We start from the raw sequence: 13,932 nt of genomic DNA, 5'->3' as shown, positions 1-13,932 counted from the left end.
TCGGCGGGCGAGCGGGGGATGCGGACATGGGCCTGACGGTCGCGGTGACGGGCCCGACCGGCGAGATCGGCGTCTCGGCGGTGACCGCGCTCGAACAGCGCGACGAGGTGGAGCGCGTCATCGGGATGGCCCGGCGCGAGTTCGACCCGGCCGCGCACGGCTGGACGAAGGCCGAATACCGCCGCGGCGACATCCTCGACCGCGACGCCGTCGATGACCTGGTGGCCGACGCCGACGTCGTCGTGCACCTCGCCTACGTGATCATGGGCTCGCGCGCGGAGAGCCGCCGAGTCAACCTCGACGGCACGCGCAACGTCTTCGCGGCCACCGTCGAGGCGCCCCGCCCGCGCCGGCTGGTGTACACGTCGTCCGTGGCGGCCTACGGCTATCACGCGGACAACCCCTCGCCGCTGACCGAGGACGTGCCGACCCGCGGCTCGGCCGAGCACTATTACTCGGCACAGAAGGCCGAGTGCGAACAAGCGCTGCGGGAGCTGACCGACGGCGCCGAGCTGGACGTGTACGTGCTGCGGCCGTGCATCGTCGCCGGGCCCAAGGCCACCGCGCTGCGGGACTCGATGCCCTGGCGGCAGCTGGCCGATAGGGCGCCCGCCCCGTTGCGCGCGGTCTTGGCCACCGCACAGGGCCTGCTGCCGTTGCTGCCCGACCCGGGCGTGCCGCTGCAACTCGTGCACCACGACGACGTCGCCGACGCCATCGCGCTCGCCGCCACCGGCGCGGGGGCGCCCGGCGCCTACAACCTCGCCGCGGACGGCACGATCTCGCTCACCGACGTGGCGCACGCGACTGGCACGCGGTCGCTGCGGGTGCCGGCGGCGACCGCGACTGCGGCGTCTGCGCTGCTCGCCCGGCTGCCGCTGGTGCCGGCCGCGGCCGAGTGGATCCACGTCGCCCGGACGCCGGTGCTGATGGACACCCGGCGGGCGCGAGCGCAGCTGGGTTGGCGTCCGGCGCACAGCAGCGCCGACACCCTGGCCGCCATGGTCGCCGGCAGCTGAACCCCATGGGCGAACTCGAGGTGCTGGCGTTCACGCCAACCGCCGAGCAGTACGCGTGGACCTTCGGCGGCCGGGCCCCGATCGCGCGCATACCGCCGGGTACGGTGCTCGAGGTCTACACCGAGGACTGCTTCGCCGGACGGGTGCGCAGCGCGTCCGATCTGGTCAGCGAGGTCTGCGAGTTCCCGTTCCTCAACCCGCAGACCGGGCCGTTCTATGTCGAGGGCGCAGAGCCTGGCGACACCGTCGCCGTGCATTTCGTGTCGATCGAGCCGGCGCGTGACTGGGGCGCGTCGACGACGGTGCCGCTGTTCGGGGCGCTGACGTCCACGCACGCCACAGCGACCTTGCAGCCGCCGCTGCCCGAGCGGGTGTGGATCTGGGACCTCGACCTGGAGCGCAGGTTGTGCCGCTTCGCCGCGCTGGACAGCGACGCGACGGTCGATCTGCCGCTGGAGCCGATGCACGGCACCGTCGGCGTGGCGCCGGCCAACCTCGAGGTGCGCTCGGCGCTCGTGCCGGATGCGTTCGGCGGCAACATGGACACGCCGGAGATGCGCGCCGGCGTCACGTGCTACCTGGGCGTCAACGTCGAGGGGGCGCTGGTCAGCCTCGGCGACGGGCATGCCCGGCAGGGCGAGGGGGAGACCTGCGGCGTCGCGGTGGAGACGGCGATGAACTCGGTGATCGTCGTCGACCTGATCAAGGGCGTGCCGACGCCGTGGCCGCGGCTGGAGTCCGACGACTACCTGATGTCCACCGGCTCGGCGCGGCCGCTGGAAGACGCGTTCCGCATCGCGCAACACGACCTGCTGCGGTGGGTGTCGGCCGAGTGCGGGCTGTCCGAGCTGGACGCCTACCAGTTGCTGACGCAGGCGGTGGAGTCGCCGCTCGCGAACGTCTGCGACACCAACTACACGTCGGTCGCGAAGGTCCGCAAGGCATACCTGCCGGGTCTCCGGTCGCAGTACGACGCGCACGCGCGGCTGCGCGAGCAGGCGCGGCAGTACCTCGCCGCGCGTTGATCGCCGGGCACGACGCCGGCGCGGCACACTGGGCCGATGCCGATCACGATGCTGCAGACCGTCCTCGACGCCGTCGACATCCGCGCGCTCGCCGAGTTCTACCGCCAGCTGCTCGACCTCGACTATCGCCCCGGCGACGAGCCGCCGGTCGACGCCGGCCCCGACGACACCGACGACACCGACTGGATCGTGATCCAGCGCGCCGACGGCAGCGGCCGCCTCGCGTTCCAGCAGGTCGAGGAGCTCCCCGAGCCGACGTGGCCGACCGGTCCGGTCCCGCAGATGCTGCACCTGGACCTGACCGCGCCGACGATGGACGAGCTGCGCGCCGCCGACCGCCGGGCGCTCGACCTGGGGGCCCGCCTGCTCTACGACCGGTGGGACGATCCGGAGGAGCCGTTGCGGGTGTACGCCGACCCGGCCGGGCACCCGTTCTGCATCTTCCTGGCGTGACGCCGCCAGGCCGCGAGACATGACCTGCGACACCACGCCGGGCGCTACGTTGCTCAGATGACCCAGCCGCAGCAACAGCGCCGCGGTCGGCGGATCGCGATGAGCGGCGCCGAGCGCGACGCGTTCCTCGCCGAGCAGCACACCTGCCGCGTCGCGACCGTCGGCCCGCACGGTCCGCACGCGACGCCGCTGTGGTTCACCTGGGACGGCGGCTGCCTGTGGCTCTATTCGATCGTGCGCAGCCAGCGGTGGGCCGACGTCGGCCGGGACCCGCGGGTCGGCGTCGTGGTCGACGCGGGCGTCGAGTATCTCGAGCTGCGCGGCGTCGAGCTCACCGGCTCGGTCGAGGTGGTCGGCGAGGCGCCGCGCACCGGCGAGCCGAACAGCGAGCTCGCGAGTGTCGAACGCGCATTCGCGACGAAGTACTTCGCCGGCACGCCGGACCTGCACCACGACGGCCGACACGGTTGGCTGCGGCTGCGACCGGCCAAGATCGCGAGTTGGGACTTCCGCAAGCTCGCCGCCGGCGGCTGACCGGCTTTGCCACTGGAACGGCAAGCGGCAGACGCCCGATCGAGGTAGTGGCGAGTCGGCAGGCCGCACTCCATGGAAGCAGGGTCAGATCCAATCCAGGGCGTGCCCGTGTTGTCCTGTCCACGCCGTGGGGCGTCCGTCCACCGCGAGCAGGAAACGGTCGGCGTGGCCGGCTGGGTCGGCGTCCACCACGACGCCAGGGGATTCGTTCGACATCCACACGACCGGACGTCCCAGTTCGGGTAAGCCGTGAACGAACCGACGTCGGTCGTCTTGACCCAGGTAGGCGAGCACGGCGGAATGGAAGACGACCACGGTCGCGTCGGCCGGGGCTTCGTGCACGAGCGGCTGAAGGTCGGTGAGCAGGTCGCCGGCGATCACGACCGGCGGGTCGAGGCGAGCGATTCGCAACGCGGCCGAGAGGATGTCGAATCGCTCGCGTTGCTCCGGCCAGACCAACGCCGCCAGCCAGCGCGCATGCTCGTCGTTCGCGGCGTCGAGCGGGTTGAGGTCGAGACCTCGTCGCCACACGATGCGCGGCAGCTCGGCCGGCAGCGGGGCCGGCCCGGTGACCGTGCAGCTCAGCGTCAACGCGGATTGCCCGATCTCGACTGTGCCGTTGCGGGTCTCGTATCGGTAGGCATACCGATCCGGCAGCAGGCATAGGCCCGCGCTCGCCCCGACCTCGATCAGCGCCAGCGGACCCGGCAGGGCGCCGAGCGCCGGAAGCAGCGTCGCGCAGCGGCGGGCTTCGTTCGTCTGGGTGCGGTGGGTCAGCACGACGGCCTCGACCGCCGACCAGTTCGCCGCGGTCCAATCGAGAAAGGCGGTCGGGTCGTCGACCGGTCCGCCGAGCAGACGCACGGCGCCGAGCAGCAGGTTGGGCTGACGCTTCGGCGACGGCAGCGCGTCCAGACGCCCCAGGATCGCGGGATCGCCGGCGACGGCGAACGCGATCGCCTGATACGACGGCGACACCTCCGCGAAGGCCTGTCTGGCCATCAGCACATATTGCTCAGCCGCGGAGAGCCGGTGTCCCGTCCAATCCGCCACGCTTACGAACCGTACAACCGCCGAGTCGGCAGCCGGGCGAATGATCAGCCAGCCGCAGCGGCGCCGACGGATTCAGCTGGTTCGACGAAGACGTCGGACGTTGTCGCGGACGAGCGTTCTGCGCGCTCTCGCCGGACCGGGTCTTGAACAGCGTGGAGTGGCCGGTGACTGTCGCCGAAATGCTCAGGTTCGACCGTCCCGTGCCGATGGATCAGGCATGACGCGGATCGGAGATGGCGACGTCCGCTCGTTGCCGACGCGACACGCGAAATTGTCGCTGAGTCGAGACTCCCGACACCCCAGCCCGGAGGCTAGTGTTAGGTCCGTGTCAGATGACGGACGCAGCGCCCCTCGTGTAGCGGCGTCTGGCGTCCTGCCCCGACCGACGGTGCGCATCCTGGGCACGCACGGCGTCCCGGCCAATTACGGCGGCTTCGAGACCGCTGCGGAAAACGTCGGTCTGTTCCTCGCCCGGCAGGGCTGGCGGGTCGTCGTCTACTGCCAGGTCGAGGGCGCCGGCCCGATCCGCGAGGACGTCTGGCGCGGCATGGAGCGGGTGCTCATCCCGGTCGACCTCGAGGGGTGGCGCGGCACGTCCAAGTTCGACCTGATTTCGATCCGGCACGCGGCCAGGTACGACGACGTATGCCTGACCTTCGGATACAACACCGCGATCTTCAACATTGTCCAGCGAGCCAAGCGCATCCCGCTGGTGATCAACATGGACGGCATCGAGTGGTCGCGCGAGCGCTGGGGCAAGGCTCGCCAGGCGATCCTGTATGTCAACGAGCGCATTGCCTGCGTGGTCGGCAACCACCTCATCGCCGACCATCCGGAGATCGAGGTCTACCTCTCGCGCAAGGCGCCCAAGCGCAAGATCAGCATGGTGACCTACGGCGCGCACGCCGTGGCGGCCGCCCCGGTTGAGGCGGTGGAGAAGTTCGGCCTGACGCCCGGCAAGTACGCGACGGTGATTTGCCGGCCGATCCCGGAGAACTCGATCCTGGAGCTCGTCCAGGGCTTCTCCGCCAAGCCGCGCGGCCGGCAGCTCGCAGTGCTCGGCGCATACACGCCGGACACCGACCCTTACCACCGCCAAGTGATGGAGGCCGCCAGCGACGAGGTCGTCTTCCTCGGCCCCGTCTATGAGCCGAGCATCGTCCAGGCGCTGCGTTTCCACTCCTTCGTGTACCTACACGGGCACACGGTCGGCGGGACTAACCCCTCGCTGGTCGAGGCGATGGCCGCCGGCAATCCAGTTATCGCCTATGACAACCCGTTCAATCGGTGGACCGCGGGAGATGCTGCTGTCTACTCACGCGGGGCGGAAGATGTGTCACTGCTACTGGGCGAGTTGCTCGCCGACCCTGATCGTCTGCAGGCGATGAGTGCTGCTGCCCGCGCGCGGCACGCGGCGGAGTTCACCTGGGAGCACATCGCAGGGCAGTACGAACAGATTCTTTGGCGCTACGCCGCTGCGCCAGTTTCCGCCCGCTAACGTGATGGGAATGCACCGCATGTTGAGAGGCGCACTGGTCGGCGTCGGCAAGATGGGCCTGTCTCATCAGTCGATACTGAATGCTCATCCGGATGTCGAGCTGGTGGGGATATGTGACTCCTCGAGCTATCTGCTTGGCGTCCTGGGCAAGTACACCGGGGTTCCGACGTACAGCAACTACGAGAAAATGCTGGACGAGGCGAAGCCCGACTTCGTGTTGATCGCCACGCCGTCGAAGCTGCATGGGCAGATGGCGCGGGCGGCAATCGAGCGCGGCGTGCACATCTTCTGCGAGAAGCCGTTCTGCCTGTCGGCCGAGGAGGGCGCCGCGCTCGCCGCGGCCGCGACGGCACGCGACATCGTCACCCAGGTGGGCTACCACAACCGGTTCGTCGGCGCGTTCCAAGAGGTGAAGCGGCTGATCGACCTCGGCGGCATCGGCGAGGTGACGCACGTGCTGGCCGAGGCGTATGGCCCGGTCGTGTTGAAGCCGCAGGGCGGCACGTGGCGCAGCAAGAGCTCCGAGGGCGGCGGCTGTTTGTACGACTACGCCGCGCACCCGATCAACCTCGTCAACTGGTACCTCGGCGAGCCGGTCGGCGTCGGCGGCACCGTGCTCAACCGGGTGTTCTCGCGCGAGATCGACGACGAGGTCTCCAGCACCATGTACTACTCCGGCGGGCGCACCGCGCAGTTGTCGGTCAACTGGTCAGATGAGTCGGTGCGCAAGATGACCACGCGGATCACAGCGTGGGGCACCGGCGGCCGGATCTTCGCCGACCGCCAGGAGTGCCAGGCGTTCCTGCGGCAGCCGCACCCCGACCTGCCCGACTACACCGCCGGCTGGAACGTGCGCTACACCACGGAGCTGACCAAGCCGGTCGACTTCTATCTGCGCGGCGAGGAGTACAGCGCGCAGATCGACCACTTCGTCTCTTCCGTGTCGGCGGGCAAGCTGGACGTCGAGCACGACTTCGGGTCGGCCGCGGTCACCGACAAGGTCATGGGCATGATGGTCGCCGACTCGGCCCGCGGCCCGCGGGTCGCCGGCGACGAGGCCGCCGGCACGTGGACAGCCGCCCCGGCTTCCGCGCCGACGATCCACTCGCTCGTCGCCGAGCGCGGCCGCGAGTGGGCCGCGCGCGGCGCTGCGGCAGTCAAGCGATATCGGGCCGCCCGCGCCCAGCGCACGGGAGGCCGGTCATGACCGCCGTCGTCCCCGAGAAGTACACGATGGACCGCCTGCTGTTCGGCGACAACCAGTTCTTCGGCGTGAACCACATGTCCGAGGAGAAGGCGCGCGCCCAGGCGATCCGCTTCCAGTCGGTCGACGCGATCATGGACGTGCTCGACGCCGCGTATGACGAGGGGGTGCACACGTTCATGTGCACCACGCATGACCGGATCGCCGACGTCGCCGGCCGAGTGCGCGCCGACCCGGCCCGGTATTCGGACTTCACCTTCTTCCCCGGCATGCCGTATGCGCACAAGTACGCGAACGCCGTCACCGAGGACGGGATGATCGGCGCGATGCGTCGGTTCACGCCGGACACCGGGTTCTTCGACGCGGCGATGCGTGGCACGAGCTCGATCGCCCGCAAAGACATCGACGGCCTGATGACGTTGCTGATCGACGCCGAGATGAAGATGTTCGACGGGCTGCGCACGCCGGTGATCTGGCTGCAGAACGTCGTCGTCGACCTCTTGCTCGGGCTGGGCTTCAAAGCCGCGTTCAGCGTCTTCGCCGAGCACGTCAAAGCCAAGTTCGGCGCCGAGCCGGGATTCATCACGATGAACCTGCCGCGGCTGCTCGACACGCTGGACGAGGCGGGCGTCGAGAACCCGATCGTCTGCGCGAACATCAACAAGATCGGCTTCCGGATGTCCGGCGGCGTCGCCAGCTACCACCAGGCGCTGTCCGAGCGGAAGTTCCGGGCCGTCGCGATGTCGGTCTACGCGTCGGGCGCGATCCCGGCCGACGAGGCGATCGCGTGGATCTGCGAGCAGCCCAACATCGAGTCGATCGTGTTCGGCGCGTCGAGCCGCGGGAACATCCGCAACACGCGCGAGCTCGTCGACCGGTACTGGCCGAGCCGGTGACGATCCAGGTGACTGCCGGTCCCGAGGCCGGTCGGGGCAACTACCGCGACTCGGTGGACGCGCTCGCCTCCGCTCAGAAACCGTCCTACGGCGCTCCGGCCTATTCGGTTTTCGTCAACCGGCCGGCCGGGCGCTATCTGGCGGCCGGCGCGCACCAGCTCGGGCTGACCCCGAACGCCGTCACCCTGCTGAGCGCGCTCTGCTCCTACATCGCGATCGCTTGCCTGGCGCTGCTGCGGCCCACCGTCGGCACGGGCGTCGTCGTCGGCGTGCTGCTCATGCTCGGTTACGCGCTCGACTCCGCCGACGGCCAGCTCGCCCGGCTGCGCGGCGGCGGCAGCCGGCTCGGCGAGTGGCTCGACCACATGGTCGACTCGATCAAGATCTCGTCCCTGCACCTGGCCGTGCTGATCACCGTGTTCCGGTACTTCGGGTTTCGCCCCGGCTGGCTGCTCGTGCCGATCGGCTACGCAGTGGTCTCCGCGGTCACGTTCTTCGGCATGATCCTCATCGACCAGCTGCGGGCGGGTGTGATCGCCAAGGCGACCCGACCCGGCGACGTGTCGCAGCGGCGTGCGCTGGCCCGTTCGCTCGCCGTGCTGCCCAATGACTACGGCTTCCTCTGCGTGGTGTTCCTGCTGCTCGGGTTCCATCATCTCTTCTTCGGCGTCTACGCCGCGTTGCTCGTGTGCAATGTGGGATTCCTCGGCCTCGCCCTGCGCAAGTGGGCCCGGCAGATGAAGGCCGTCGACGAGCTGAGCTCGCCGAGCCCGTGAGCCTGCGCAGGCGCCCGGTTTCGCGGCGGCGCGCCGACACGGTGCTCATCGCCAACCCCGGCGCGGACCTCTACGGGTCGGACCGGATGGTGCTGGAGTCGGTGTCGGCGCTGCGTTCTGCGGGCCGGTCGGTATGGGTGACGCTGCCCGCCGACGGTCCGCTCGTCGCCGAGCTGAAGGCGCGTGGCGCCGAAGTGGCGATCTGCCCGACGCCTATCGTGCGCAAGGCCCTCGCCTCGCCCCGCGGGCTGGTCACGCTTGTGTCGGAGACCGCGCGCAGTCTGCGTCCGAGTCTGGCGCTGCTGCGCCGGGTGCGACCGGATGTCGTGTACGTCAACACGATCACGCCGCCGTTGTGGATCGTGCTCGCGCGCCTGCTGCGGCGGCCGTGCGTGGTGCACGTGCACGAGGCCGAGGCCAGCGCGTCCAGGGGGATGCTGCTCGCGCTCAACGCGCCCTTGCTGTTCGCCAACCGGTTGATCGTCAACAGCCAGTTCAGCCTGGGCGTGTTGAACGCGACGCTGCCGCGGCTGATGAAGAAGTCGATCGTGGTCTACAACTCGATCGCCGGGCCGCCTGCCGTGACACCGGCGCGCGAGACGATCGACGGCCCGCTGCGGATCGTCTACGTGGGCCGGCTGTCGCCACGCAAGGGCCCGGACGTCGCCGTCGAGGCGCTGGGCATCCTGCGCTCGCGCGGCGTCGCCGCACAGCTCGACCTCGTCGGCGCGGTGTTCCCCGGCTACGAGTGGTTCGAGCAGCAGCTTCGCGCGCGGGTCGCCGAGCTCGGGCTGGATGGTTGCGTGACGTTCAGCGGCTTCCAGCCCGACCGCTGGCCGGCGACCGCCGCGGCGGACGTCGTCGTGGTGCCCTCGACCGTGGACGAGCCGTTCGGCAACACCGCCGTCGAGGCGATTTTGGCGGCCCGGCCGTTGGTCGTCAGCGGCATCGCCGGCCTGGTCGAGGCGTCGGACGGTTTCGCCGCGGCAATCCGCGTGCCGGCGGCCGATCCCAACGCGCTGGCCGACGCCTTGATCGAGGTCGCGGACCGATGGGACGTGTACACCGCAGCGGCTGCCGCGGACGCGCCGGCAGCGGTCAAGCGCTACTCGGCGTCGGCGTACGCCGACGCCATCGCACGCATCGTCGACCAAGTCGCCTAGCCGTCCGGCTAGCCGTCCGTCCAGCCCTCACCCGCCGTCGGCGGACAGCATCTCGAACGAGTTGTGCGTGCCGAAGCGTCGCTGGTGGTAGGTCAGCGGCGGCAGGTCGAGGTGTCCGGCGGCGACGATGTCGCCGAGCGCCAAGGTGTGGTCGCCGCCGCGCACCAGCCGCGCGACGTCGCAGGCGAGCCAGCCGACGCAGCCGCGCACGCGGGGCAGCTCGGCGTCGAGATCCCACGCCACGTCGGCGAACTTGTCCGTGCCCTTGCGGGCGAACACCGACGCGATCTCGCTCTGCTCGCTGCTCAACACGTTGACGCCGAACCGGCGGGTGCGCCGGATCAACTTGAGCAGATCAGAGTTGCGGTCCAGCGACACCACCACCATCGGCGGGTCCAGCGAGAGCGAGGTGAACGCGCTCACCGTCGTGCCGTGCGGCCGTTCGCCGTCCATGCAGGTGACAACGGCCACCGGCGTCGCCACCGCGCCCATCACCGCCCGGAACGCGTCCGAGTCCAGCTCAGCGACCACCGCGAGGGCTGGGTCTACCGACTCGGAGTCACCCACGATGAAATCTCCTGTCGTAATCCACCCGGCTGACCTTCTCAGAATCCGATTCGTCCCACCGGGCCAGTGCACCCCGCCGGTCGACGGCAGCCAGGCCGCACGACATAAGGGTCAGCCGTCGCGACGGCAGGTGTTGCGGCACTCGCCCAGGCCCCCGACGCGGGTGACGACGACGTCGCCGTCGTTGAGATAGCGCGGCGGCTTGCGGGCGTTGCCCACCCCGCCCGGCGTCCCGGAGACGATCAGGTCGCCCGGCTGCAGCGTGATGATCGTCGAGATGTAGGAGACGAGCTCGGCCGGCTTGAACAGCAGGTCTGAGATGTCGGACTGCTGCATGACCTCGCCGTTCACCTCGCAGGTGATCTCGCCGGCGGACCCGTCGAACTCGTCGGCGGTGACCAGGTGCGGACCCACCGGCGTCGTGCCCTCGAAAATCTTGCCCTGCAGCCATTCGATCGTGCGGTTCTGGAATTCGCGCGCGCTGATGTCGTTCACGACGGTGTAGCCGGCGATGCCCGCGGCCGCGTCGGCCGCCGAAACCCGGCGCATGGCCGAGCCGATGACCACGCCGAGCTCGGCCTCCCAATCCATCCGGTCGTCCTCCACCGGCAACGCGATCTCATCGTGCGCGCCGATGAGAGTGGCGGGGAACTTCGCGAAAAGCGTCGGATATTCGGGCAGCTCACGGCCGGTCTCGAGGATGTGGTTGCGGTAATTGAGGCCGACGCAGAACGTCTTGCCCGGCCTCGGCAGCAGGGTCGCGTAGTCGAGGCTGTCCACCGGGCGGGTCGCGCCTGCGGCCTGCGCCCGCTGGCGCCAATCCGCGTAGGCGAACAGCGCGCTGAGGTCCGGAACGCCGAGCTCGACAGCCCGATCGCCGTCGATGCGCACGGCCGCGGTCCCGCCGCCGGTCCGGATGGTGGCAAGGCGCACGGAACTCTCCTCAGCTCGACGACATTCGGCAGTGTATTAGCCGCTGACGCGCGAACCTGCTCGGCTGGCGGCGGGTCCGCTCGAGCTCGGCGATGCCCCGCCTGGCGTAGCTGCACGTTACGGCCGGGCCTGCTGCGATGTCGCCGCCGAGGGCGCGAGGTCGCCGAGCCCCAGCTGGCGCCGGGGCGCCGCCGGGAACGGAGTGCTCGTCTCGACCGTCAGGTCGACAGCGACGTGCACGAGCTCGCCGGAGGTCAGCAACCGCCAGCCGGCGTCGCCGTCCATCGGTTCGCTCGCGAGGATGACGCTCGGCTGCTCGGCGAACTGCTCGCAGCGGGCGCGGATGCGGTCGGTCCGGACGTCGAGCGTCTGCGCTGTCGCCGCACGATGGCGAGCGTCGCCGCCGGCAGAGCGCTCCAACAGCCACAGCTCGTTGGTGGCCGGATACCGCAACGCCCATAGGTCGCTGGCGGTGGCCAGGATGAAATTGACGCTGTAGACCGGCAGCTGGTCGGCAATCCACCCGATCGCCTCGGTCAGCCCAGCCCGGATGTCGCCGCCGTTGCGGGCGATCTCGGCGGTGATCAAGGCGAACACCCGCTCGCTGTCCGTCTCGCCCTGGACGAGCCCGTCCGCGCCCAGCTCGGCCAGCCGAGCGTCGAGCAGGTCGAGGCCCTCGACCACCCCGTTGTGCGCGAACAGCCGGCCGTCCTGCTCGAAGGGATGGGTGTTCGCCTGGGTGTGCGCGCCGGTGCTCGCGTGCCGGACGTGCGCGACGAACGTGGTGCCGCGCAGCTCCCGGGCCGCCGAGGCGAACTCGGTGTCGTCCCACGCGGCGATCGGCTGCTTGTCGACGTGCGGCCGGCCGGCCGGATCGAAGACGCCGATGCCGGCGCCGTCGGGGTTGCGGTGGCTTTGCGCGGCCAAACTGTCCGGCGCGTCGAGCAGCCAGAACGTCGCCGAGACGGCAGCGGCGCCGGCATGCAGGCCGAACAAGCGGCACATCAGCGCGCCTGCGCCGAGCCGAGCGCAAGCGAGCGGTGCGTCGGCCCCATGACGCCAGCTTGCACCACGCGCGCTGCCCGGAGTCGAGCGCGGGGCCGCGCGGTGGCGATTACCCCGGTGAACGCATCAGGTAGGCGCGAAAGCCGTGGCCGGACGCGATGAGCTTGCCGCGGCGCCTGATCTCGCGGCGCGTTTGCCCGCTCAGCCCAGTCGCGTGCCGAATGAGGAGCACCGCGTCGCCGGAGGTGAGGTAACGAAGCGCGTCGCGCTGCCATTTCGCGTTCTTGGTGCGCCTTGCCGGGCCGTTGTCGTCCGGCGCGTCGACGTCGTACGTGCGGCCAGTCACGTCCACCCAGTCCGGGCAGCCGCGTGCCAGATTGCGGCTGAGCAGGTTCAACTCGATCAGCGCGGCCGGCGAGTCGCTGACGACGCACCGCGCGGCACGCAGGTCCGCCGCGACGCCGTTCGCGTCGAACCGCCTGGTGAGCCCGCGGTGGCGGACGACCATCGCGCTGGCGCTGATCGCTGCCACCAGCAGCACCGTGGACGCCGCGGCAAGCGGGCCGACCCTGCGCCGGCCCGGCCGGTCGGCGCCAGCGACGCTCGCGGTGCGGGCGGTCGCCGGCGAGTCGTCCTGGATTCGCGGGCCGACGGCCGCGGCGAGCGTCAACGCGAGACCGACGGCGGCGAAGTCCGCGTAGAAGGCGAAGTACGACGGCGCGGCAGCGAGCGTGCCGAGCTGAACCAGCGCGATCACGACCGCGATGCGGTAGGCCCGCCTGCGCCATGCGCAGACCGCGACCACTGCGACCAGCACGACAAACAATGCCACCACGATGCTCTGCAAGAGACCGGGAGCTCCTCGCAGGGCAGAACTCACCGCGCTGAGCGAGGTCAGCCTGGTCGGCCGCGACGACATGCTGCCGTTGCGTCCCAATTGGTCGGTGACGACCATCCGCCACATCTGGCCGGGCGCCACGGCGAAGAATGGGGCGTTCACCGCGACGAGCGCCGCCGCGGCGCCAGCCGCGACCCATGCGCCGGCCTGTCGGCCGCGCCGGCGGAACTGCCAGGCGACGACGACGGCCACCGGCACGATCCACCAGATCTTGACGTCTGCGGCATATCCGAGTGCGAGGCCGCCGGCGATCAGCGTGCGTCTTCGTTCGGCACCCCGGCCGCTGAGCAGCAGCAGGCCGATGAGGAACGTGGCGTTGCCCAACGGCTCCAGCCGCACCGCGATCTCTGAGCTCGCCGAGCTGAACCACACCGCGTAGAACAGGCCGCCGGCGAGGCCCGCAGGTCGGGAAAGCCCGGCGCGCCGGGCGACGCCCACCACAACGGCGCCGCACAAAGCGCCGAGTGCGGCGAAGCCGATGTTGGCGGTCTCGAACGCGGCGTGGTCGCCGACCAGCCGGGCCAGCGCGCCGAAGGGGGCGAGCGCCACCAGCACCCCCGGCGGGTGCAGCAGGACGAAATCGCGGTACGGCGCCCGGCCGTTGACCAGCGACACCGCGCCGTCGAAATAGACGCCGGGGTCGTAGCCGAAGACACCTGAGAAGCCGCCGGAGCTGGACAGGACCAACCCAAGCCTGATCACCAGGCCGAGCAGGGCCACCGCGACGGCGTCAACGACCCAGGGCGATCTCGCCCGCACCGCCCGCACTTCGCTCCGATCCGTCGCCGATTGCCGACCGCCAACCGTACGGGGTCGGCTGAACCCCGTCCGACTACCGGGTGAACCAGCTCAGGCGATCGGCGACGGGAGCGGGCCGAGCGAGATCAGTCGGTCCGGCGCCAGTATGT

At 70.3% G+C, this 13,932-nt stretch carries 14 protein-coding genes; 9 read left to right on the top strand and 5 right to left on the bottom strand.

Annotated elements, in window-relative coordinates; genetic code table 11:
• Positions 1-26: 26 nt before the first annotated feature.
• Genes ACFFBG_RS11120 through ACFFBG_RS11105 form a run of 4 tightly spaced genes read left to right on the top strand, consistent with a single transcriptional unit; the run spans position 27 to position 3,031 of the window.
• The gene (locus ACFFBG_RS11120; RefSeq protein ID WP_375478598.1) at positions 27-1,019 is read left to right on the top strand and encodes an NAD-dependent epimerase/dehydratase family protein; all 993 of its coding nucleotides are present in this window, start codon (positions 27-29) and stop codon (positions 1,017-1,019) included.
• 5 nt (positions 1,020-1,024) lie between these two features.
• Positions 1,025-2,044, top strand: coding sequence for an acetamidase/formamidase family protein (locus tag ACFFBG_RS11115; protein ID WP_375478596.1), 1,020 nt, complete (start codon positions 1,025-1,027; stop codon positions 2,042-2,044).
• Positions 2,045-2,080: 36 nt separating this feature from the next.
• Positions 2,081-2,497 (top strand): VOC family protein, encoded by a 417-nt coding sequence (locus ACFFBG_RS11110; RefSeq protein ID WP_375478594.1) that lies wholly within the window; start codon positions 2,081-2,083, stop codon positions 2,495-2,497.
• A 57-nt stretch (positions 2,498-2,554) separates the two neighbouring features.
• Positions 2,555-3,031 (top strand): pyridoxamine 5'-phosphate oxidase family protein, encoded by a 477-nt coding sequence (locus tag ACFFBG_RS11105; RefSeq protein WP_375478592.1) that lies wholly within the window; start codon positions 2,555-2,557, stop codon positions 3,029-3,031.
• An 84-nt stretch (positions 3,032-3,115) separates the two neighbouring features.
• Here the strand turns inward: ACFFBG_RS11105 and ACFFBG_RS11100 are convergent, their stop codons facing one another.
• Positions 3,116-4,084 carry a DUF2332 domain-containing protein gene (locus ACFFBG_RS11100; protein ID WP_375478590.1) on the bottom strand — a complete coding sequence of 323 codons (969 nt, stop codon included), beginning with the start codon at positions 4,082-4,084 and terminating at the stop codon, positions 3,116-3,118.
• A gap of 388 nt (positions 4,085-4,472) precedes the next feature.
• Here ACFFBG_RS11100 and ACFFBG_RS11095 point away from each other — a divergent pair, with 388 nt between their 5' ends.
• From ACFFBG_RS11095 to ACFFBG_RS11075, 5 genes are read left to right on the top strand one after another with little or no spacing between them, the layout of a single operon-like run.
• Positions 4,473-5,582, top strand: coding sequence for a DUF1972 domain-containing protein (locus tag ACFFBG_RS11095; RefSeq protein ID WP_375478588.1), 1,110 nt, complete (start codon positions 4,473-4,475; stop codon positions 5,580-5,582).
• A 10-nt stretch (positions 5,583-5,592) separates the two neighbouring features.
• Positions 5,593-6,789: a Gfo/Idh/MocA family protein gene (locus ACFFBG_RS11090; RefSeq protein WP_375478586.1), complete on the top strand. Its 1,197-nt coding sequence runs from the start codon at positions 5,593-5,595 to the stop codon at positions 6,787-6,789.
• A gap of 26 nt (positions 6,790-6,815) precedes the next feature.
• Complete coding sequence (locus tag ACFFBG_RS11085; protein ID WP_375478732.1) at positions 6,816-7,682, top strand: hypothetical protein; 867 nt, start codon at positions 6,816-6,818, stop codon at positions 7,680-7,682.
• The gene (locus ACFFBG_RS11080; RefSeq protein WP_375478584.1) at positions 7,679-8,458 is read left to right on the top strand and encodes a CDP-alcohol phosphatidyltransferase family protein; all 780 of its coding nucleotides are present in this window, start codon (positions 7,679-7,681) and stop codon (positions 8,456-8,458) included. Before ACFFBG_RS11085 ends, ACFFBG_RS11080 begins: the two co-directional genes overlap by 4 nt.
• Positions 8,455-9,621 carry a glycosyltransferase family 4 protein gene (locus tag ACFFBG_RS11075; RefSeq protein ID WP_375478582.1) on the top strand — a complete coding sequence of 389 codons (1,167 nt, stop codon included), beginning with the start codon at positions 8,455-8,457 and terminating at the stop codon, positions 9,619-9,621. Before ACFFBG_RS11080 ends, ACFFBG_RS11075 begins: the two co-directional genes overlap by 4 nt.
• 27 nt (positions 9,622-9,648) lie before the next feature.
• Here the strand turns inward: ACFFBG_RS11075 and ACFFBG_RS11070 are convergent, their stop codons facing one another.
• The 4 genes from ACFFBG_RS11070 to ACFFBG_RS11055 all read right to left on the bottom strand — a co-directional run bounded on the left by ACFFBG_RS11070 (position 9,649) and on the right by ACFFBG_RS11055 (position 13,783).
• On the bottom strand, positions 9,649-10,113 hold the full coding sequence (locus tag ACFFBG_RS11070; RefSeq protein WP_375478730.1) for a flavin reductase family protein: 465 nt from the start codon (positions 10,111-10,113) through the stop codon (positions 9,649-9,651).
• Between the two features lie 186 nt (positions 10,114-10,299).
• Entirely contained in the window at positions 10,300-11,121 is an 822-nt protein-coding gene (locus tag ACFFBG_RS11065) for a fumarylacetoacetate hydrolase family protein (RefSeq protein WP_375478580.1), read from the bottom strand.
• Between the two features lie 117 nt (positions 11,122-11,238).
• Positions 11,239-12,126 carry a class II glutamine amidotransferase gene (locus tag ACFFBG_RS11060; RefSeq protein ID WP_375478578.1) on the bottom strand — a complete coding sequence of 296 codons (888 nt, stop codon included), beginning with the start codon at positions 12,124-12,126 and terminating at the stop codon, positions 11,239-11,241.
• Between the two features lie 109 nt (positions 12,127-12,235).
• Positions 12,236-13,783 carry a glycosyltransferase 87 family protein gene (locus tag ACFFBG_RS11055; RefSeq protein WP_375478576.1) on the bottom strand — a complete coding sequence of 516 codons (1,548 nt, stop codon included), beginning with the start codon at positions 13,781-13,783 and terminating at the stop codon, positions 12,236-12,238.
• Positions 13,784-13,932 lie beyond the last annotated feature (149 nt).

The organism is uncultured Jatrophihabitans sp. (assembly GCF_964251945.1).
Classification (GTDB): Bacteria; Actinomycetota; Actinomycetes; order Mycobacteriales; family Jatrophihabitantaceae; genus Jatrophihabitans.
The sequence above is the reverse complement of the archived record's forward strand: the minus strand, read 5'-3'. Positions and strand labels throughout refer to the sequence as shown.